Origin of the sequence: Streptomyces aureus (genome assembly GCF_001418135.1) — a bacterium.
Classification (GTDB): domain Bacteria; phylum Actinomycetota; class Actinomycetes; order Streptomycetales; family Streptomycetaceae; genus Streptomyces; species Streptomyces aureus_A.
In genome coordinates, this window is record NZ_LIPQ01000112.1 from 29152 (window position 1) to 49801 (window position 20650).

Genomic DNA, 20650 nt, shown 5'->3' on the forward strand with positions numbered 1-20650 from the left:
GTCGTCAGGGGATCCCCGCGGTGCGCACCCGGGCCGCCGCCCGCCCCGAGGGCTGGTTCCTCATCGAGCCTTCACCGTACGGTTGCGCAACCGCCGCCTCAGGCAACGGCGTTCGTCGTCGTCGAGACCGCCCCACACGCCCGTCACCTGACGGGAGTCGTCCATGGCCCAGCGAAGACAGGCCTCCCGAACGGGGCAGCCTCGGCAGATCTCCTTGGCCTCCTCGGCCTGGACCAGGGCGGGGGCGCCGGTCCCCACCGGGAAGAAGAGGTCGGGGTCGACGTTCTGGCAGGCAGCGGATGCGCGCCAGCTGTCCATGTCATTCCTCCTGCCTAAGGGTGCGGGTGTCATTCCATTCGGCTGACCGGTCGGCGGCACTTGAAACACCGCCGGCCCCGCGAGTGCGCCCCTGCTACGGGCGCGACGCTGTGCGGAGGGCCGGGCGGTCGGCTCGCCGGCCGCCCGATGGTTCGGCCGGCGGAGACGGGGCAGCCGAAGGTTCCGAGCCGAGGGGAGTGACCGGTCATGACCACAGGAGAGTCGCCCACGATCGTGGCGAGCAGGGTGGACCGCGCGAAGGTCGTACGGGCAGCTGCCCGGGCGGGGTTCGTGGCGCGCGGGGTGCTGTACCTTCTCGTCGGAGCCCTGGCCGTACGTATCGGCCTGACGGGCACGGGCGAGCAGGCCGACCGGGGCGGGGCCCTCGCGGAGGTCGTCTCGACACCGTTCGGGTTCGTCCTGCTCTGGGCCCTGGGCGTCGGCCTCGCCTGCATGGCGTTGTGGCGGCTTTCTGAGGCGCTCTTCGGGGCCGCCGGGCCCAAGGGCGACCGCTCGGGCACACGCGCTCTGTCCGGCGCCCGGTTCGTGTTCTACGCGGTCTCCTCCTTCCTCGTCCTGTCCTTCGCGGCGGGGGACCGGGGCAGTGGCGCGGGCTCGACCGACAGACAGAGCCAGGACCTCACGAGCCGTCTGCTGTCACTGCCCGGCGGTCCGTGGTGGGTGGGGGCGGTGGCCGTCGGCTTCCTGGGCGCGGGGCTGTGGATCGCGGGCCGGGCGGTACTGCGGAAGTACCGCGAGCATCTGCAGTGGCGACGGATGTCCACGCTGCAGCGCCGCTTCGTGGACGTGACGGGCACAGCGGGCGGTGTCGCGCGCGGGCTCGTGTTCGCCGCCGTCGGCTTCTTCGGCCTGAAGGCATCGATCGAATCCGATCCGGGCGAGGCCAAGGGCGTGGACGACGCGATCCGCTCGTTCGCGCAGGCCCCGGCGGGCCCCTGGCTTCTGGTCGCCGTGGCCGTCGGTCTCGTGCTCTTCGGGGTCTTCTCCTTCGGCCAGTCCAAGTGGCGTGAGGTCTGATCCACGGGGTCGCTCTCCGACGGTGGGAGGGGGAGCGCATGGGACGGCCGGCACCGGGCAGCCGCTGAGTGTCGAGCGCGGCCGAGAGCGAGGAGAGGACCATGAGGGCATTGACCTGGCACGGACAACGCGACGTGCGGGTGGACACCGTGCCCGATCCGGTGGTCGTCGATCCTACGGATGTGATCGTCCGCGTCACCTCGACCGGCATCTGCGGCTCCGACCTGCATCTGTACGAGCTGTTCGGCCCCTTCCTGGACGCCGGTGACATCCTCGGGCACGAGGCCATGGGGATCGTGGAGGAGATCGGTCCCGGCGTGCGCACCCTCGTGCCGGGAGACCGGGTCGTGGTGCCGTTCAACATCTCCTGCGGCACATGCTGGATGTGCGGCCAGGGATTGCAGTCGCAGTGCGAGACCACCCAGGTCACGGAGTACGGCATGGGCGCGTCGCTGTTCGGCTACACCAAGCTCTATGGCCAGGTTCCGGGCGGCCAGGCCGAGTTCCTGCGGGTTCCCTTCGGCGACACCCTGCCGGTCAAGGTACCCGACGACGCTCCCGACCAGCGGTACCTCTACCTCTCCGACGTCCTGCCGACCGCCTGGCAGGCCGTGGACTACGCAGGGATCCCACCCGGGGGGAGCGTGACGGTGCTGGGGCTCGGACCCATCGGCGACATGGCCGCTCGCGTGGCCCTTCACAGAGGCGCGGCTGAGGTCCTCGGCGTGGACCTCGTCCCCGAACGGCTCTCCCGCGCTCGGGAGCGCGGTGTGCGCACCCTCGACCTCGCCGAGCTCGGCGACGGGCTCGGCGACCGGGTACGGGACCTCACGGACGGCCGTGGCACGGATGCCGTCATCGACGCCGTCGGCATGGAGGCGCACGGCGCCCCCCTCACCAAAGCCGCCCAGCGAGTCACCGGACTGCTGCCCGACGCCCTCGGCAAGAGGCTCATGACCAGGGCGGGTGTGGACAGCATGGCCGCGTTCGACGCGGCGGTGGACGCGGTGCGTCGCGGCGGCACCATCAGTCTGGTCGGCGTCTACGGCGGCGCCGTGGACCCCGTGCCCATGCGCAGCCTCTTCGACAAGCAGATCCAGCTCCGGATGGGCCAGGCCAACGTCCGGCACTGGGTGGACGACATCCTCCCGTTGCTCGACGACAGCGATCCGTTGGGCGTCGACCAGTTCGCCACCCATGTTCTGCCGCTCGAGGAGGCGCCCCAGGCCTACGAGACGTTCCAGGCGAAGCGGGACGGCATGGTCAAGGTGGTGCTGACCCCCGGCCGATGACCCTTCCGCCGCAGGTCGGCTCCCGCGTGTCGGCGGGCTCCCCGGTCGGGGCCGCCTGCCACGCGAGCGGCAGGGCTCCGGCGGCGCCGACCGGCGTCACTCCTCGTGGCCGTCGGCTCTCTTCGGGTCGACAGATCCCCGCATCGCGGATGAGCCGCCCCGTACGGGGCAGTCGCAGGGAGCAGCCGGTCGGCGCCGTCGCGCCCACGATCGGTCCCGTCGATCATGGAGGTATCCCGTGTCCGGTACGGCTCTGACCCTGGCCACACTGCCAGGCGGGTTGATCGCGCTGCCCGGCGTCTACCGGCCGCAGGCGGACACACGGCTGCTCGCCCGGGCCCTCGCCCAGGAGGACGTCGGGCCCGGTACGGAGGTGCTGGAGATCGGCACGGGCACCGGCGCACTCGCCCTCGACGCGGCCCGGCGACGGGCGCGGGTGACGGCGGTCGACGTCTCATGGCCCGCGGTCGTCACCGCCCGCCTGAACGCCCTGCGCCAGAGACTGCCCGTGCGCGTCGTCCACGGCGACTTCGCGGCGCGCAGCGCGGGCCGCCGCTTCGACCTCGTCGTCTCGAATCCGCCCTATGTGCCGGCACCGGACGTCCAGCTGCCCTCGCGGGGGCCGGAACGGGCCTGGGACGCCGGACCGGACGGGCGGGGCGTCATCGACCGCATCTGCGAGAGCGCTCCGGCGCTGCTGCGGCCCGGCGGGGTCCTGCTCCTGGTGCACTCCCAGATGTGCGGGGTCCAGGAGACCGTCGACCGACTGACCGGGGCGGGGATGGCCGCGGACGTCACGGCCAGGGCCTCGGTCCCCTGGGGGCCCGTCCTGCGTTCGCGCCGGTCCTGGCTGGCACGGGTGGGCCTGGCGGCCGAGGCCGAGGAACGGGAAGAGCTGGTGGTCATCCGTGCACGCTGACTCCCGGAACACCCCCGGTGACTCCCGGAACACGCCCCGCGACTCCCGGAACACCCCCGGCGACTCCCGGAGGAACACCCCCGGCCCGGCCCGCCCGGAGGCGCCGGTCAACCGGGCGGCCAAGGAACCGAAGGGCCCTGAGCTGGTCGAGGGGCCGGTCGAGATCGTCCTCGACGACGGAACGGTCGCCCGCTCCGAGCGCTTCATGGTCGCCCTCTGCACCTGCCGCCGCAGCCGCATCTACCCGTGGTGCGACACCAGCCACCGCCCCCGCGAGCGCGCCGTCCCGACCCCGGAGGACAGGAATCCCTCATGACGCCCACGCTCACCAGCACCACAAGCACCACGGCCGCCACGGGGCCCCGCCTGGTCGAACCGCGCGGCACCCTGTCCGCCGCAGTCGCCGAGGCCCTCCGGTCGAACGACACACCGGCGTACCGTCCGGGCGCCGTGCTGACGGCCGACCCGTGGGGCGAGGACCTCCAGCTCGCGCTCTACCTCCTCTACGAGCTCCACTACCGCGGCTTCGAGGGTGTGGACGACGACCGCGAATGGGACCCGGAACTCCTGCGGCTGCGCCAGGCCATGGAATCCCGTTTCCTGCACGCTCTGAGCACAGAGCTGTCCGACGTCCCCCGATCGGTCGAGGAGGCCTTCGCTCCGCTCCTCGTCGAACCACTGGACCCCGCCGGTGGTCTCAGTCGCCACCTGGAACGGAAGGGCGAGCTGTGGCAGCTGCGGGAGTACGCGGCTCTCCGCTCGCTCTACCACCTCAAGGAAGCCGACCCGCACGCCTGGGTGATCCCCCGGCTGCGGGGCCGGGCCAAAGCCGCGATGGCAGCCATCGAGTACGACGAGTTCGGTGCCGGCCACCCCGACCGGATCCACGCCCAGCTCTTCGCCGACCTCATGGTGGACCTCGGCCTCGACCCCGCGTACGGCCGCTATCTGGACCAGGCGCCCGCTCCGCTGCTCGCCACCGTCAACCTGATGTCCCTGTTCGGGCTCCACCGGTCCCACCGAGGTCTTCTGGTCGGTCACTTCGCCTGCGTCGAGGTGACCTCCTCACCCGGCTCCAGGCGACTCGCCAAGGCGATGCGGCGCTGCGGGGCAGGGCCGGCAGCCGAGCGCTTCTACGACGAGCACGTCGAGGCGGACGCCGTGCACGAGCAGGTTGTGCGCCGTGAGGTCATCGGCGGACTGCTCGCGGACGAGCCGTCCCTCGAGGCCGACATCGCCTTCGGCTGCGCGGCCACCGTCCACCTGGAGGACCGCCTCGCGGAGCACATCGGCGCGGCATGGGCCGACGGACGCAGCGCGTTGCGCACGCCCCTGAATACACGAGACTCGTAGGCTGGCCGGATGCGTCACCACGATCTTGTCGTCATCGGTGCGGGTTCCGGCAACGCCGTGATCGACGACTCGTTCGCCGATCTGGACGTGGCCATCGTCGAGGAGCGCTGGTTCGGTGGCACCTGCCTCAACTCCGGATGCATCCCGAGCAAGATGCTCGCGTACACCGCGCAGGTCGCCCGGACCGTCCGGGAGGCCGGGGAGTACGACGTGGACGCCGAGCTGCGAGCGGTGCGCTGGCGCCAGGTGCGCGATCGCGTCTTCGGGAGGCTGGACGCCGAACGGGACAGCGGCCGTCAGGGACGCGTGCGACAGGACTCGGTCACCGTGTACGAGGGCAGAGCCCGGTTCGTCGGACCCAGGAGCCTCCGGATCGAGCGTGAGCACGGGACCGTCGACGTCAGCGCCGGGCAGATCGTCGTCGCGGCCGGCAGCAGGCCCTCGATCCCCGGGCCTGTCGCGGAGGCGGGCCTGCCGTACGAGACCTCCGACACCATCATGCGGATCGACGCTCCGCCCCGGCGCCTGGCGATCCTCGGGGGCGGATACATCGCCGCGGAGCTGGCCGAGGTGTTCGCGGCGGCGGGTTGCTCCGTCACCATCGTGGAGAAGGAGGAGCGCCTGCTCGGCCCACAGGACGAGACCGTCGCGGAGCGGTTCACGGAACTGGTCCGCTCCCGCTACGACCTCAGGCTCGGCCGGGAGCTCACAGGAGTCGGCGGACACCCGGGCGCGCTGCGGCTGAGCCTGGACGACGGATCGACGGTCGACGGGGACATGCTGCTCGTCGCGGTGGGCCGGGCGCCGAACAGCGACCGGCTGAACCTGGAAGCGGCCGGCATCTCCACCCACGACGACGGCCGGGTGCGTGTCGACCGACATCAGCGCACCACCGCCGAAGGCGTCTTCGCCCTGGGGGACATCTGCTCACCGGTGCCCCTCAAGCACGTCGCCAACCGTGAGGCGAAGGTCGTCGCACACAACCTCCGCCACCCGGACGACCTCATCGCCGCCGACCATGACCTGGTACCCGCGGCGGTCTTCACCCAGCCCCAGATCGCCTCGGTCGGCGCCACCGAGCAGGACTGCCGTGACGGAGGCCTGGACTACGTCGTGGGCCGGGCCGATTACGGCGACGTCGCCTACGGCTGGGCGATGGAGGACACCACAGGGTTCTGCAAGGTGCTCGCCGAGCCCGGCACCGGGCGTATTCTCGGCGCCCACCTGATGGGCGCCGAGGCGTCGACACTCATCCAGCCCCTCGTCCTGGCGGCGACACTCGGAATCGACGCCACCACGCTCGCCGAGTCCCCGTACTGGATCCATCCCGCACTCACCGAGGTCGTGGAGAACGCCCTCCTCGACCTCGGTCCGTGATGCTCTGCCGCGCCCGGGCCCCGGGCGCGGCAGGGCAAGGGGCAGCGCCGGCTGCCCGCCGACGCCCGGGGCATCCGCCCGACGGGGCCCACCGGACCATGCGGAACCACAGGAGGCGCCATGACGGACGCGGACCCCTTCACCGACGCGCTCGACGGCCCCATGTACGTCGTGACAGCCGCGTCCGGCGGAGAGCGGGCGGGCTGCCTGGTGGGCTTCGCCTCGCAGTGCTCCATCGATCCGCCGAGGTTCACCGTGTGGCTGTCGGTCGCCAACCACACCTACCGCGTCGCGAGCGAGGCCGAGTACCTCACCGTGCACCTGCTCCACCGGGACGAGCGGGCACTGGCGGAGCTCTTCGGAGAGGAGACCGGCGACCGCGTCGACAAGTTCGCGACGATCGGCTGGCGGCCGGGAGAAGGAGGCAGCCCGATCCTGGAGCAGCTGTCCACCTGGTTCACCGGCCGGATCGAGGGGCGCATCGAGGGCGGCGACCACGTGGGATTCCTCCTGGCGCCCGTGGCGGTGTGCCCGCCGGTCGAGGGCCCACCGCCCGTGCTGCTCCGATACCGGGAGCTACGGGACCTCGATCCGGGGCATCCGGCCTGAGGCCCCGGACCGCCGGGGACCGGTACCGCGGACGGTGCGGGGGACCGGTATCGCATGATCCGACCGTTCCCCGCGAGCCGCGACGCCCCAGCCCCGCCCGGCGGGGAACGGCCACAGGTTTCAGAGGGGCCGAAGCGGAAAGCCGCCCGGCATGGTGCAAATCGGATACACGATGATGACCGAGCAGGCCGGACCCCGGGACCTGGTCGACCATGTGGTGGGGGCGGAGCGGGCCGGATTCGACTTCTCCGTCATCTCCGACCACTCCTTCCCCTGGCTGGAGGCCCAAGGGCACGCGCCCTACGCGTGGAGCGTGCTGGGCGCCGCCGCGCAGGCGACCTCCCGGATCCCGCTGATGACGTACGTCACCTGCCCGACCTTCCGCTACCACCCCGCCGTGGTCGCCCAGAAAGCAGCCACGATGCAGCTCCTGTCCCAGGGGCGCTTCCGGCTTGGCCTGGGCTCGGGCGAGAACCTCAACGAGCACATCGTCGGCGCCGGCTGGCCTGCCGCCCACGTCCGCCTGGGCATGCTCGAGGAATCCGTGGAGATCATCCGTTCCCTGTTCGCCGGCGGTTACGTCAGCCACCACGGCCTCCACTTCGACGTCGAGAACGCCAGGATCTGGGATCTCCCCGACGATCCGCCTCCGATCGGGATCGCCGTCTCCGGTGACCGCTCCTGCGAGATCGCCGGCCACCTCGGCGACCTGCTCATCGCCACCGAGCCGAAGAAGGAGCTGCTGACCGCGTTCGGTGCGTACGGAGGTGCCGGCAAGCCGTGCGTGGGCCAGCTCCCGGTCTCCTACGACCCCGACCGCGCGGCGGCGGTGGCCCGGGCACACGACCAGTTCCGCTGGGCGCTCGGCGGCTGGAAGGTCAACGCCGAACTCCCGGGCCCCGCGGCCTTCGCCCAGGCCTCGCAGCACACCAGGCCCGAGGACGTCGCGGATGCCATCCCCTGCGGCGACGACGTGGACGCCTTCGTCGATGCGGTTCGCCCCTACAGCGACGCCGGATTCACCGAGATCGCCCTGGTCCAGATAGGCGGCGACCGACAAGAACCCTTCCTGAACTGGGCGGAGACGAAGCTGCTGCCGGCCCTGCGGGAGCTGTGAGGACCCGGGTGGGTGACTGCGACGAGAGCCTGGGTGGACGACCGCGACCGGAGCGGCGCAGGCCCGGCCCCCCGGCCGTGGTCGTCCACTCCGGTCGTGTCTCCGTCGTCCGCTCCGGTCGTCTCTCCGTCCGCGGCGCGCCCCGGGCTCCGTGGCCCCGACTCCGCGGGGCCGTTGTCCTACGGCTCAGGGAGCCTCAGGGATGGGTTCTCATCCATCGAACACGGGCTCTCATCCGTCCGTCGGACGGCCGATGTTCCCGGAGGGGTTCATCGTCGAGCCGGCCTGTCCAGGAGTGATGCGGCCGCGCCATCCGCCGGTTTCCCGCCCTCGTTCCTCGATGAAGCCCTTGAACCTCCGCAGATCGCCCTTGACCTTGCGGTCGAGGACGCCCATCATGTCGCCCGCCCGTTCGGCCATGCCCTCCGGCTGGAAGTCCATGGCGAGGATCACCCGCGTGTGCCCCTCGTCGAGGCTCTGGAACGTGACGACTCCCTTTTGCTTCGTGTCGCCGCCCACCGTGCGCCAGGAGATTCGTTCGTCCGGCAGCTGATCGACGATTTCGGTGTCGAACTCTCGCTCGACGCCGCCGACCTTCGTCCTCCAGTGGCAGTGCTTGTCGTCGAGCTGGCGAACGTCTTCGACGCCCTCCATGAAGCTCGGGAATTCCTCGAACTGCGTCCACTGGTTGTACACGTGGTGCAGCGGTATGTCGACGTCGATTGATTCCTTCACCATGCTCACGAGAATTCTCCTCACGTGATCGTGGACCTTCTGCGGACAATTCGGCGCCTACCCGTCATGCGTGGTGATACTCGCGAAATCGGCCGCCGGCGAGCGGCGGAACGCCCTGCGGCCCGTGCCGGCGGCGACCGGCGTAGGCTCGGAGCAGACCTCGAAGGGGATGGTCCGCATGTGCCGCTGGCTCGCGTACTCGGGTTCGCCCCTGTTGCTCGACGCCGTGCTCTACCGCCCTGAGCACTCCCTGATCAACCAGAGCCTCCATGCACGGATGGGGGTCGAGTCGACCAACGGTGACGGTTTCGGCGTCGGTTGGTACGGCTCGGACGGCGACGGGACGCCGGCGGTCTTCCGCGATGTCGGCCCGGCCTGGAACAACCGCAACCTGCGGGAGCTCGCGTCGCATGTCCGCTCGTCCCTGTTCTTCGCCCATGTCCGCGCTTCCACGGGCTCCGCGGTCCAGCAGACGAACTGCCATCCCTTTCGCCACGGTCGCTGGCTGTGGATGCACAACGGGGCCATCGCGGACTTTCCCCGGCTGCAGCGGGACCTGTGCATGGCCGTCGACCCGGTGCTCTTCCCCTTCATGGAGGGTTCGACCGACTCCGAGGTGATGTTCTACCTGGCCGTCACCTTCGGCCTCGACCAGGACGTCCCGGGGGCCGTCGCCCGAATGGCCGGCCTCGTCGAGCGCCTCGGCAAGAGCCACGGCGTGCCGGAACCCCTGCAGATGACGGTGGCCGTGAGTGAAGGAGAGCGCGTGTGGGCCTTCCGCTATTCCAGTCAGGGGAATTCCCGCTCGCTCTTCTACAGCAGCAGGGCCGAGACCGTTCGGCGCCTTCATCCCGAGCTGGAATACCTGAAGGAGATCTCCGACGAGACCCGCATCGTCGTCTCCGAGCCCCTGGGTGATCTGCCGGGTGTGTGGAACGAACTGCCTGAGGCCAGCTACGCGGTCATTCCTTCGGGCTCGGCCGCGGACTATGTTCCGTTCGCGCCGAGATGACTGCGACGCGGGCGCCGACGATGGTCTTCTCAGCCTCGGTCTCCACAGGTGTACGTCCCGTCTGACGGGGCAGCCGCCGGTGGAGCGCGCGCTCCGAGAAAGCCGCCGTCCGGCCTTCCCCCCTTCCGGGCGGCGGTGCGGCGCCACGGGCGGTGTCAACCTGGCTCTCTCCGGCCGAGCCGCGTCTGTTGGCTCATCTCACTTGTGACGAGATGCCATAGGGGACATCCGGGTGGCTTTCTCCCCGGATCGCAACGGCTCGCAGTGCTCACGTCGTCGTCATCTGCACGTTGCACGACGACTGAGGAGACGCTCATGACCGAGTTCCAGGCGCTCACCACGGCTCCGCGCACACTGATGGATCTCGACCCGTACCGCTTCCCTGCCGTGTACGTCGAGGACCGGGCCGGGGAGACTTCGGCGGCCTTCGGCCTCATGGACTACGACGACTGCCTCGAACCGGAGCCCACGCCCTCCAGCAGCCTGTCCGACCGTCTCCAGCCGGTCGACCGCCGCCGGCTGGAGCTGCACGCCGCTCTCACCACGGCGGGTATCGCACCCCTGCCGGGCGACCTCGACGCCATCGAGGTGCTGTGCACCCTGGACGACACCACCCACAGTGCGCTCCGTCGATGGCTCGGCTGGTCTGGCACCCACTGACACATCACAAGAGTCGGCGGGTTGAATTCGCCATGCTCCGCCTCCCTGCTCATGCCGCTTCTGGTCCGGGATAGTCGGCCACTCCGTCGGCTGATCCCAGGAACGAGGTACGTGGAGATGAATCCCTCTTTGCGGTCGGTGCGGTGGCTGGCTTCCGTCTGCGACGACCCCGCCGTGTGCCTGAGCGAGTGGAGGCTGAGCGAACGGGGTGTGGTCCTTCTGCCGGCGGGGCGGCTCTGGGACGCCCTGGCCGTCCCGGAGCAGCTGGGACACAGGTTGCTGAACGCACTCGCCCGCTGCGGGCGTTCGACGACCGGCCCGGTGCTCCGCGACAGCAGGCGTCAGGAACTCGTGCTGCTGATGACTCCGGGCAGCCCCGCCGCGAAGCCGGGGCGGGCGGGTCGGTTCCTGACGACCGGGACCTGGCTGGCCGTCCCCGACCCCGGCCGGAAGGTCACCGGACTTTCGTGGCTCGTCCCACCCGACGGGCGGGAAACGCTGTTCTCCCCACGGGAGGTCTATGCAGCACTCGAGCCACGGGCCGGACGATGAATGAAGGAGCGAGGAAGGAGAGCGGCCGCGTACGCGAGGCACGGCAGGGTTCACCGGCTGTGGACTTCGGCGACTCGACTGAGAGCAGCCCGTCTCGAATGGTCTGTCATGCTGCTCCGCCGTCTGGTCTGGGGGGCCAGCCACGATGTCTACCGATTGCGAGGGAGGCCGCCTGAGGCTTCGGAGCCGCAGGGCCGGGAGATGTGACGACCGGTGCCCGTCCGACGGGCGCACCACCGGCCCCCCACCGGCGCAGGTCGCGGTCCTGCGCCGGTGGGTTCATCGGTGCGGCGGGTGCCACTCGGTGAGGAGAAGGGTGGCGTCGTCGTGCAGGCGTTGGTCCTGGTGCACGAGGATCTGCTGGATGAGGCGGCGCAGGGCTTCGGGTGAGGGGAGGCCGTCGGTCAGGGCACGGACGACGGCGTCGGCCAGGCGTTGTTCGCCGAACAGTTCGCCGGCGGCGGAGCGTGCGTCGGTCACACCGTCGGTGAACAGCAGCAGTCGGTCACCGGGCTGCAGGTGGGTGCTGTGGACGCGCGGGGGCGGCACCTCGTAGCCGGTCAGCCCGAGGGGCGGATGGGGGGTGCGGTCGAGTGCGCCGGTCACGACGCGGCGGTCACGGATCAGCAGCGGGGGAGGGTGGCCGCAGTTGATCCAGTCCAGCCGGCCGGTGGTGGTGTCGAGGTTCGCGATGACGCAGGTCAGCAATCGCCCCGGGATCCAGCGGTCCAGGGTGCGGTCGATCTCCACGGCGATGTCGTCGAGGCGACCGCCTGCGCGCCGGGCGGCACGGCAGGCGGCCAGCGCCGTGGCGCTGCAGCCGCCGGACGCGAGGTCGTGGCCCATGGCGTCCAGGAGCGTCAGGTGCAGCACTTCTCCGGCCAGGCTGTGGTCGTACGCGTCCCCGCCCACCTCGTACGCGGGTTCCAGGAGGGCGCTGGAGGTAACCGCCGCGGTGCCGATGGTGCGCGGTGGAAGGAAGGCCCACAGCAACTCGGCCTGCAGGCTCATCGGCCGGGTACGCATCGTCTGGGCCAGGAGGTCGCTGTACGGCAGCTTCGCCGCCAGGATCATGGCGACCAGGTCGGCGAGGGCCTCGCAACGGTGCAGCAGGGAGGCATCGAGTTCCGGCGCGGACACGCGCAGCACCCCCACCCGGCCGATGCCGTCCACGACCGGGATCCATCCCGTCCGTTCGGAGTCGTCGGCGTCCGGCCGGCTCAGCTGCACGGTTTCGGTGCGGTAGGCGCGTCCGGCGAGAGAGTTGTCGACGGGCAGCGTCTCCAGGTCCGTGGTCCCGCCGGCGGCGGCGGACCTTGGCGCCTGCTCGGGGGCCGGCAGCGCGACCAGATCGCGCTGCTGGAGGTCGGCGACGTATGCACGGGCACCGGACAGCCCCAGCCGCCGGCCGGCGTCCTGCACGAGGTCGGGGATCGCACGGGCCGCGAGGCGGTGGGACGCGGCCAGCACGTCGGCCAGGACCGAACCCAGAGTGTCGTTCTCCACCGGCACCAGCCTGCCTTTCGCCGCAGGTCACCGGGGCGACCCCGGTGACCTGCCCATCATGCGCCGGAACAGGACCGGCCGCGGCGGCGCCGCGCGTGACCCGGGCGGTTCCACGAGACCGGCCCACGAAACATTGCCCGTTCGCGTACCCCGTCCGGTGGGGTCGGCGCGCGCGGCGACGCCCCGCGCCGTATGTCGCGCGGGGCGTCGTTCCACCGGCCTGCCGGGCCGTGGGAGCAGCCGTCAGCGGTGGCCGCGCAGCTTGGAGAGGAGGCGCTGGACCTGGGTGCGCCTGCGGGGGTCGGCGGCGGCCCGGCGGACGGACGCCGCCGCGCTACGGCCCTGGGGGCTGTGGGCGAATCGCTTGATACGGGTCAGCAGTGCGGTCACGGGATTCTCCTTGGATTGCCAGGGCGGGGGGCCTGCGAGGGGATCGCCTATCGGAAGAACGCCAGGTAGTAGTCGACGAGCCCCATCCGGTGCGGTTGCTCGTCGTCCCGGTCGTGGTCGGGGCCGGGTTCGAACGGCGGGGCTTCCTCGATCCGCTGCTTGGAGCAGCCGATGTGGAGCCTCTCCGTGCCGGAGTCGACCGCGGTCACGACCCCCGCCGGAACGATGACGCGTCTGCCGGGGATCCAGGGAGCCGTGTCCACCACGACATGGGCCCGGCCGGCCGTGGGCTCGTGCGTGTCGACCGTGCCCGCGAACCCGTCCGTGGCCTCGACCCTGTACCCGGTCAGGTCGAGATGCGTCGCGAGGGCCGCGGTCTCCCTGTAGGTCCAGATGTCGTGCGCCATGGATGCCTTCCTTCCGTCGAGGGCGAGTGTCACCGGGCTTCGTGCTCTGTCACTCCGTGTTGCCCGTCGCCGCCGTCCCACACCAACCGGATCCGCCCGATCGCGAAACTCTCCGGGGCGATGCGGCCCGCCCGCCGGTTTCCCGATGGCGGGACAGGGGATCGGCCCCGACCGCGCCGGGGGAGAGCGGAATGATCCGTGGGGGGCCGGGTACGCGGACGCTGTCCAACCCGTATGGGAGGAGCAACCATGGGTCTGGGACTGTTCATCATCATGATCGCCGTCGGCGCCATCCTCACCTTCGCGTCCGACTGGGAGCTCGAAGCGGTCGACCTCGACCTGGTCGGCCTGATTCTCATGGCGGTCGGATTCCTCGGAACCGCCGTGTACACGAGCGTCCTTCGCCGCCGCCGGATGGTGGTCCCGCCCGTCGCGCCGACGGCCACCGACGACGACCGGCGTGACCTGCTCTGAGGAGGCCCGCGCGTTCGGCGCCGTGACGTACACCACGCAACAACGACAGAGGAGTGACAGCGATGACCGATCACATCTGGTCCTACAGCACGGAGTCCGGCCACCTGGCGGGCATCGACCTCACCGGGTGGCGGGTCGAGGCGGCCGACGGACACATCGGCAAGGTGGACAAGCACTCCGACGAGGTGGACGACGCCTATCTGGTCGTGGACACGGGAGCCTGGATCTTCGGCAAGGAGGTGCTGATCCCGGCGAGCGCGGTGACCCGCGTCGATCTGGAGGACTACAGGATCCACCTCGCACTGACCCGGCAACAGGTGAAGGACGCACCCGAGTTCGTCTCCGACAAGCACCTCGCGGACCAGCAGTACCGCGAGGAGATCGGCCACCACTACCGCACCGGCGGCCCCTTCTCGGGCGGCACCGGCGCCATCTGACAGGCCGTGGCCCGGGTTGCCCGCAGGCCACACGACGGTGTGGGCCGGACGAGTCTCCGTCCGGCCCACACCGTCGTCCGTCCGTTGTCGTGCGGAATCTGCCGTGCGACGCCACGGGGGACACGAGGAGCCGGTCCGTACGACGCACCAGGTTTACCGCAGGCGCATCCGGTGAGACGGCCGTCATGAGTCCTTCGGAGAAGAGTGGTCAGAACCCGTTCCCCTGGACCGGGCCGTACGCCGTGCCGGACTACCCCGCCATGGAGGAGAGGTACGCCCCCACCATGGCGGGGGCGCTCAGCCCCGACACGATGGAGACGTACGGCCCCGGCACGGCGGAGATCCACGCGGACATGGGGGAGCTTCGTGCCCTTCCCGACCCCTTCCCCGAGAAGGGCGGTAGGGCCGCGGAGGCGGTCCGCGGCGCCGGGAACGCGCTGTGGGCCGACGTGCGTGCGCACAGGGCGGTGACGGCGGGTGCCGTCGCCGGCTCGGCTGCCGCACTCACCCTCGCGTACGCGCTGGGGCGACGGGCAGGGCGACGCCGCCTCGGACCGGTGGCCCTGCTCTTCGAACGCCGCTTCTGAGGGGCGAGGCTCCCGGCCCTTTCCGGCGGCGCCCGCGCCCCGTACCCCGCGCCCCGTACCCCGTCCATCCGCATCTTTCACTACCGTCCTCCTGGAGGTAGATTCACATGGTCCCCCTCATTCTTGTTCTGCTGCTCATCCTGCTGCTCTTCGGCGCCGGCTTCGCGGTCAAGGCGCTCTGGTGGATCGCGGTGATCGTCCTCGTCCTGTGGCTGCTGGGCTTCGTGGCCCGGCCCAAGGGCGGCACGGGCCGCTGGTACCGCTGGTAGGCGGCACCAGCCGTCCACCCGCGGGCTGGATTCCACCGGCATGAATGAGCCCGGCACTCTCCGTTCGGAGCGTGCCGGGCTCGTCCGCGTGCTCGGGCGGTCAGCGCCGATTCGCCCCCTCAGGCCTCCGTCCTGGGGCCCGGGGAACCGGGCTGACGGCTTGTTCCGGCTGTATGACGCGTCACCGCCCTCCTCTTGTCGATCACGGCGGGGTAGTGTCGTCATCATTGCCGTACGGCAACGATCGTGGCCGGAGTCGTCCTGGGGGAGCGGGTGTCCGGCCTGGTGACCGGGGTCGAACGGCCCGTAAGCGGAAGCTTGTTGGTGAACGAGGATGGGGCATGTCTGAGACGACGACCGAAGGCTCCTCGACCCGGGTGCGGCCTGGGCCGGCCGCGGTGGGCGAGCCCGAGCTTCGACAGCTCCTTGCCGGACTCACGGCGGTGCGGGACGGTGACTTCGGTACCCGTCTGCCCGACGAGGCGGACGGCTTGATGGGCGAGATCTCCACGGTGTTCAACGGCATGGTCGACCAGCTCTCCCTGTTCACCTCCGAGGTGACGCGGGTCGCCCGCGAGGTCGGCACGGAGGGGACACTGGGCGGGCAGGCCGCGGTGCCCGGCGTCTCCGGGACCTGGGCGGACCTCACCGACTCGGTGAACGCGATGGCCGGCAACCTCACCACCCAGGTCCGGGACATCGCCCAGGTGGCCACCGCGGTCGCCAAGGGGGACCTCTCCCAGAAGATCGACGTGGACGCCCGCGGCGAGATCCTGGAGCTCAAGAACACCATCAACACGATGGTCGACCAGCTCTCCTCCTTCGCCGACGAGGTCACGCGTATGGCCCGGGACGTGGGCACGGAGGGCATTCTCGGCGGACAGGCCGACGTGAAGGGCGCTTCCGGCACCTGGCGCGATCTGACCGACTCGGTCAACTCCATGGCGGGGAACCTCACCGCTCAGGTGAGGGCGATCGCCCATGTCGCCACCGCGGTCGCCACCGGTGATCTGTCGAAGAAGGTCGACGTCGACGCCCGTGGCGAGATCCTGGAGCTGAAGACGACCATCAACACGATGGTCGACCAGCTGTCGGCCTTCGCCGACGAGGTGACCCGCGTCGCCCGCGAGGTGGGCACCGAGGGCAACCTCGGTGGCCAGGCCACCGTCCGGGGTGCCTCCGGCACGTGGAAGGACCTGACGGACAACGTCAACGTGATGGCGTCCAACCTCACCGGGCAGGTTCGTTCGATCGCCCAGGTCGCCACCTCCGTGGCCCGCGGTGACCTCTCCCGGCGGATCACCGTGGAGGCCAAGGGCGAGGTCGCCGCGCTCGCCGACACCATCAACACCATGGTGGACACGCTGTCGGCCTTCGCCGACGAGGTGACCCGCGTCGCCCGCGAGGTGGGCACCGAGGGCCGGCTCGGTGGCCAGGCCCGGGTGCCGAACGTGGCCGGCACCTGGAAGGACCTCACCGACAACGTCAACTCCATGGCGAACAACCTGACCGGGCAGGTCCGGAACATCGCCCAGGTCACCACGGCCGTCGCCAACGGCGACCTCTCCAAGAAGATCGACGTCGACGCCCGCGGCGAGATCCTCGAACTCAAGACCACCATCAACACGATGGTCGACCAGCTCTCGGCCTTCGCCGCCGAGGTCACCCGCGTCGCCCGTGAGGTCGGCAGCGAGGGCCGGCTCGGGGGACAGGCCGAGGTCGAGGGCGTCTCCGGGACCTGGAAGCGGCTGACCGAGAACGTCAACGAGCTGGCAGGCAACCTCACCCGCCAGGTTCGCGCCATCGCCGAGGTCGCGAGCGCCGTGGCCGAGGGCGACCTGACTCGCTCGATCACCGTCGAGGCCTCGGGCGAGGTGGCCGAACTCAAGGACAACATCAACGCGATGGTCGGCTCGCTGCGCGAGACGACACGGGCCAATCAGGAACAGGACTGGCTGAAGTCCAGCCTGGCCCGGATGTCCGCACTGATGCAGGGCCACCGGGATCTGGCCGTCGTCGCGGACCTCGTCATGGACGAGCTGACCCCGCTCGTCGCCGCCCAGTACGGCGCGTTCTATCTGGCCGAGGAAGGAGCGGGCGGCGTCGAACTCGGCCTCGTCGGCTCCTACGGGCGACCCGCCGGAGACCAGTGGCGGGACCGGTTCCGGCTGGGTGAGTCACTCGTGGGACAGGCCGCCCGCGGCCGTCGCACCATCGCCGCCGAGAACGTCCCCGCCGACTACGTCACCATCTCCTCGGGACTCGGCAGCACGGCACGGGGCAGTCTCGTGGTGCTGCCGGTCGTCGTCGAGGAGCAGGTGCTCGGCGTCATCGAGCTCATGTCCTTCAGCCCCTTCACCTCCGTGCACAGGGACTTCCTGGAGCAGCTCATGGAGACGGTGGGGGTCAATCTCAGCACCATCGTCGCCAACGCCCGTACCGACGAACTCCTCGACGAGTCCCAGCGGCTGGCAGGCGAACTGCGCTCGCGCACCGAGGAACTCCAGGTGCAGCAGGAGGAGCTGCAGCGCTCCAACGCCGAGCTGGAGGAGAAGGCCGCCCTCCTCGTCACCCAGAATCGCGACATCGAGGCCAAGAACCTCCAGATCGAGCAGGCCCGGCAGGAGCTCGAGGACCGCGCTCAGCAACTCGCGCTGGCCTCGACGTACAAGTCCGAGTTCCTGGCGAACATGAGCCACGAACTGCGTACCCCGCTCAACAGCCTGTTGATCCTGGCTCAGTTGCTGGCGCAGAACCCGACCCGCAACCTCACGGCCAAGCAGGTCGAGTACGCCGGCATCATCCACTCCGCCGGGTCCGACCTGCTGCAGTTGATCAACGACATCCTCGACCTGTCCAAGGTGGAGGCCGGGAAGATGGACCTCAACCCGGAGCGCGTGCCACTGCGCAGGCTCTTCGACTACGTCGAGGCCACCTTCCGCCCCCTCACCTCTCAGAAGAGCCTCGCCTTCTCGGTCGCCACGGCCGCCGGTGTCCCCGTCGACCTGGTCACCGACGACTCCCGGCTCCGGCAGGTGCTGCGGAACCTGCTGTCGAACGCCGTCAAGTTCACCGAGCACGGCAGCGTCGAGCTCCGCATCGAACCGGCATCGGACGACGAGCTCCCCGTGTCGGTCCAGCGGGGCGGCCCCGTCGTCGCCTTCCGCGTGACGGACACCGGCATCGGCATCGCCACCGAGAACCTGGAGGCCATCTTCGGCGCCTTCCAGCAGGCCGACGGGACGACCAACCGGAAGTACGGGGGCACCGGTCTGGGCCTCTCCATCAGCCGCGAGATCGCCTATCTGCTCGGCGGTGCCCTCACGGTCACCAGCGTGCTCGGTGAGGGCAGCACCTTCACCCTCTACCTGCCCGTCACCCACACCGACTTCCCGGAGAAGTCCGGCCCCGCCGCCCGGCCGGTGGAGGCCACCGCGGTCCCGGCACCGGCCCGGGGCGCCGCTCTCGCTCTGCCCGCCGGGCCCGGCGCGGCGACGGCCCGGCCGACACGGCGCCTCCTCGTGATCGAGGAGCGCCCGCGCGGTCTCCTCGCCGTCGTCGCCGAGAACGCGGTCACGCAACTCTCCGCCGACGGGGGGCACGCCGAGCGGACGGACATCGAGCTGATCGCGGTCGTCGGCCCTCAGGAGGCGGCGACCGCGCTCGCCACCCAGCCGTTCCACTGCGTCGTGCTCGACGTAGACATGGCGGACGGCGACGCGCTGCGCTTCCTTGACGCCGTGGACGGCGACGAGGCGTTGCGTACGGTTCCGGTCCTCGCCCACAACAACCGCCGACTCCCCGCCCACGAGGAGAGCGCCCTGCAGGACCTCGCCCGCCGCCGTCCGCTGGAGCTCCTCTCCAGCCTCGACGAACTGCGCGAGCGGATCGCTCTGCACCTGTCCGCGGAGCAGCCCGGTGACGTCGTGCCCCTGGTCCGCGGGGACCACTGGGCCCCGGCGCCCCAGGCCATCGACACCACACTGCGAGGCCGGACCGTCCTCGTGGTCGACGACGACGCCCGCAACCTCTACGCCCTCAGCGGCATCCTGGAGCTGCACGGCGTCACGGTGCTGCACGCCGAGAACGGCCGGAAGGGGATCGAGACGCTCCTGGCGAACCCGGCCGTGTCACTCGTCCTGATGGACGTGATGATGCCGGAGATGGACGGCTACACGGCGACGGAACGGATCAGGCAGCTGCCGCAGTACGCGGAACTGCCCGTGATCGCGGTCACCGCCAAGGCCATGCCGGGCGACCGCGAGAAGAGCCTCGCGTCGGGCGCCAGCGACTACGTGACCAAGCCCGTCGACGCCGACGAGCTCATCGCCTGCGTCGGCCGCTGGCTGAACGATGGATAGTCCTGTGACCGTCGCCGTCGCCGTCGGGCCGTCCGGCACACCGAGGCGAACCCCGCGCCGCTCCGGCGCACCATGTCCCCGTCCGTGCGGCGGCCGCGAGGCCGTCCTGACCGAGGAGTCGCCGACGTGAGTGGCCCCCGCTTCCGGGACGGAGACCCGCCCGCCGCGCTTCCTGGGGACGGTGTTCCGACACCCGAGGCGCCCGCCGGCGTCCCGGGTCCCCCGCCCGCCGACAGTGAAGGCCCCTCGGCGCGGGACGACTTCACCGATGGCCGGCTCGCCACCACGGTGGAGCGGCTGCGCGGCGAGGTGCGCGCCGCGCATGCGGCGGCCGAGGGGCGTGCCCTGATCGAACTCGCCAAGGGAGTCCTCGTCGAGCGCCTGGGCTGCGGCCCCGCCCAGGCGGCGCGGCAGCTCGCCGAGCTCGCCGACCGGGCCGGGCTCTCCAAACTGGAGCTGGCCGCGGACATCATCAACCAGGCGGCCCGCGACCGGGTCGCCGAGGTCACGGGCGAGTTCGTGAGGACGACCATCGGCGAGCCCGGCACCGCCGGGCCCGCCGCCTCGGTCGCCGTGCGCCTGCGCACGGCGGAGAGCGCGGCGCTCGACGCCGGCGACACCCAGGCCGTCGCCGATTCGCTGCTCGCGCACGCCCTCGAACCCCTGGGCGCCGTCGCCGTGGCGATCTGGACCACCGGCCAGGACGCGTCGCTGAGCCTGCGCGGCCACGCCGGGTTCGGCGCCGACGAGGCGGCCCGCTGGCACTACGTACCTCCGGGGGTGACCACCGCTGCCCGGGAGGCGCTGACCGGCCGTCGCACCGTCTGGTACCCCTCCCTGGCCGCCGCGGGCATCCCCTCGATCGGACGGGCGCGCCACCCCGAGGGCGGGCGGGTCGTCGTCCCCGCCGGGACCGGCGGCCGTATCCACGGCGTCCTGGAGATCTGCTGGGCCCGCCCGCTGGACCCCCAGCCGCAGGCCGTGGAACGCCAGATCGAGGCACTCGCGGAACTCTGTGCCCACACCCTGGAGGCGCTGCCCGAGCAGGCGGCCCCGGCGCGCCCCCTCGTCCCTGTCGGGGACGGATCACCGGAGTTGGCGGAGCTCTCCGACGGGCTCTACGACCCCGCCCTCGTCCTGACCCCCCACCTGGACGATGCGGGCAGGCTCGCCGACTTCCGTATCCGGCACGCCAACGCGCACTTCCAGGACCCGGCGGGCCGGCCCCGCGGGGCCG

At 71.1% G+C, this 20650-nt stretch carries 22 protein-coding genes; 17 read left to right on the forward strand and 5 right to left on the reverse strand.

All coding sequences use genetic code 11. The annotated features are described in order from the left end of the window. Nucleotides 1-60: 60 nt before the first annotated feature. Complete coding sequence (locus tag AOK00_RS11835; protein WP_055600272.1) at nt 61-318, reverse strand: WhiB family transcriptional regulator; 258 nt, start codon at nt 316-318, stop codon at nt 61-63. A 207-nt stretch (nt 319-525) separates the two neighbouring features. On the opposite strand from AOK00_RS11835, the gene AOK00_RS11840 reads away from it, so the two are divergent. The 8 genes from AOK00_RS11840 to AOK00_RS11875 all read left to right on the forward strand — a co-directional run bounded on the left by AOK00_RS11840 (nt 526) and on the right by AOK00_RS11875 (nt 8023). Further along, on the forward strand, nt 526-1356 hold the full coding sequence (locus AOK00_RS11840) for a DUF1206 domain-containing protein (protein WP_055600273.1): 831 nt from the start codon (nt 526-528) through the stop codon (nt 1354-1356). A gap of 101 nt (nt 1357-1457) precedes the next feature. Beyond that, nucleotides 1458-2648: an alcohol dehydrogenase catalytic domain-containing protein gene (locus AOK00_RS11845; protein ID WP_055600274.1), complete on the forward strand. Its 1191-nt coding sequence runs from the start codon at nt 1458-1460 to the stop codon at nt 2646-2648. A gap of 238 nt (nt 2649-2886) precedes the next feature. Beyond that, nucleotides 2887-3567: a HemK2/MTQ2 family protein methyltransferase gene (locus tag AOK00_RS11850; RefSeq protein WP_254047332.1), complete on the forward strand. Its 681-nt coding sequence runs from the start codon at nt 2887-2889 to the stop codon at nt 3565-3567. 142 nt (nt 3568-3709) lie between these two features. Further along, nucleotides 3710-3883 carry a CDGSH iron-sulfur domain-containing protein gene (locus tag AOK00_RS41575; RefSeq protein WP_254047334.1) on the forward strand — a complete coding sequence of 58 codons (174 nt, stop codon included), beginning with the start codon at nt 3710-3712 and terminating at the stop codon, nt 3881-3883. Beyond that, nucleotides 3880-4920, forward strand: a complete 1041-nt coding sequence (locus AOK00_RS11860; RefSeq protein WP_055600276.1) for an iron-containing redox enzyme family protein — start codon at nt 3880-3882, stop codon at nt 4918-4920. The genes AOK00_RS41575 and AOK00_RS11860 overlap by 4 nt, the downstream gene beginning before the upstream one ends. Before the next feature lie 9 nt (nt 4921-4929). Continuing rightward, complete coding sequence (locus AOK00_RS11865; protein WP_055600277.1) at nt 4930-6297, forward strand: mycothione reductase; 1368 nt, start codon at nt 4930-4932, stop codon at nt 6295-6297. A 120-nt stretch (nt 6298-6417) separates the two neighbouring features. Then, a complete protein-coding gene (locus AOK00_RS11870) occupies nt 6418-6906 on the forward strand; it encodes a flavin reductase family protein (protein WP_055600278.1) in 489 nt (162 codons plus the stop codon). Nucleotides 6907-7057: 151 nt separating this feature from the next. After that, nucleotides 7058-8023 (forward strand): LLM class F420-dependent oxidoreductase, encoded by a 966-nt coding sequence (locus AOK00_RS11875; RefSeq protein ID WP_055600279.1) that lies wholly within the window; start codon nt 7058-7060, stop codon nt 8021-8023. Between the two features lie 231 nt (nt 8024-8254). Here the strand turns inward: AOK00_RS11875 and AOK00_RS11880 are convergent, their stop codons facing one another. Further along, nucleotides 8255-8767: an SRPBCC family protein gene (locus tag AOK00_RS11880; RefSeq protein ID WP_055600280.1), complete on the reverse strand. Its 513-nt coding sequence runs from the start codon at nt 8765-8767 to the stop codon at nt 8255-8257. Between the two features lie 169 nt (nt 8768-8936). Between AOK00_RS11880 and AOK00_RS11885 the strand changes: the two genes are divergently transcribed. The 3 genes from AOK00_RS11885 to AOK00_RS39000 all read left to right on the forward strand — a co-directional run bounded on the left by AOK00_RS11885 (nt 8937) and on the right by AOK00_RS39000 (nt 10982). Continuing rightward, nucleotides 8937-9770, forward strand: a complete 834-nt coding sequence (locus AOK00_RS11885) for a class II glutamine amidotransferase (RefSeq protein WP_055600293.1) — start codon at nt 8937-8939, stop codon at nt 9768-9770. A gap of 315 nt (nt 9771-10085) precedes the next feature. Beyond that, complete coding sequence (locus AOK00_RS11890) at nt 10086-10430, forward strand: hypothetical protein (protein WP_055600281.1); 345 nt, start codon at nt 10086-10088, stop codon at nt 10428-10430. 117 nt (nt 10431-10547) lie between these two features. Further along, entirely contained in the window at nt 10548-10982 is a 435-nt protein-coding gene (locus AOK00_RS39000; protein ID WP_063886584.1) for a hypothetical protein, read from the forward strand. 279 nt (nt 10983-11261) lie between these two features. Here AOK00_RS39000 and AOK00_RS11900 read toward each other — a convergent pair whose 3' ends face one another. From AOK00_RS11900 to AOK00_RS11905, 3 genes are all read right to left on the reverse strand, one after another. Continuing rightward, nucleotides 11262-12488 (reverse strand): PP2C family protein-serine/threonine phosphatase, encoded by a 1227-nt coding sequence (locus AOK00_RS11900; protein ID WP_254047333.1) that lies wholly within the window; start codon nt 12486-12488, stop codon nt 11262-11264. Between the two features lie 243 nt (nt 12489-12731). Continuing rightward, nucleotides 12732-12878, reverse strand: coding sequence for a hypothetical protein (locus tag AOK00_RS39415; protein WP_167346867.1), 147 nt, complete (start codon nt 12876-12878; stop codon nt 12732-12734). A 47-nt stretch (nt 12879-12925) separates the two neighbouring features. Then, nucleotides 12926-13285, reverse strand: coding sequence for a hypothetical protein (locus AOK00_RS11905; RefSeq protein WP_055600284.1), 360 nt, complete (start codon nt 13283-13285; stop codon nt 12926-12928). A 249-nt stretch (nt 13286-13534) separates the two neighbouring features. Between AOK00_RS11905 and AOK00_RS11910 the strand changes: the two genes are divergently transcribed. The 6 genes from AOK00_RS11910 to AOK00_RS11935 all read left to right on the forward strand — a co-directional run. Beyond that, nucleotides 13535-13759: a DUF6458 family protein gene (locus AOK00_RS11910; RefSeq protein WP_055600285.1), complete on the forward strand. Its 225-nt coding sequence runs from the start codon at nt 13535-13537 to the stop codon at nt 13757-13759. 62 nt (nt 13760-13821) lie between these two features. Next, the gene (locus tag AOK00_RS11915; protein ID WP_055600286.1) at nt 13822-14196 is read left to right on the forward strand and encodes a hypothetical protein; all 375 of its coding nucleotides are present in this window, start codon (nt 13822-13824) and stop codon (nt 14194-14196) included. Nucleotides 14197-14381: 185 nt separating this feature from the next. Continuing rightward, nucleotides 14382-14783: a hypothetical protein gene (locus tag AOK00_RS11920; RefSeq protein WP_055600287.1), complete on the forward strand. Its 402-nt coding sequence runs from the start codon at nt 14382-14384 to the stop codon at nt 14781-14783. Nucleotides 14784-14890: 107 nt separating this feature from the next. Continuing rightward, nucleotides 14891-15052, forward strand: coding sequence for a DUF5670 family protein (locus AOK00_RS11925; protein WP_055600288.1), 162 nt, complete (start codon nt 14891-14893; stop codon nt 15050-15052). Between the two features lie 341 nt (nt 15053-15393). Further along, nucleotides 15394-19413 carry a HAMP domain-containing protein gene (locus tag AOK00_RS11930; RefSeq protein ID WP_055600289.1) on the forward strand — a complete coding sequence of 1340 codons (4020 nt, stop codon included), beginning with the start codon at nt 15394-15396 and terminating at the stop codon, nt 19411-19413. A 126-nt stretch (nt 19414-19539) separates the two neighbouring features. Continuing rightward, on the forward strand, nt 19540-20650 hold a 1111-nt coding region (locus AOK00_RS11935; RefSeq protein WP_159041745.1), incomplete at its 3' end, for a GAF and ANTAR domain-containing protein.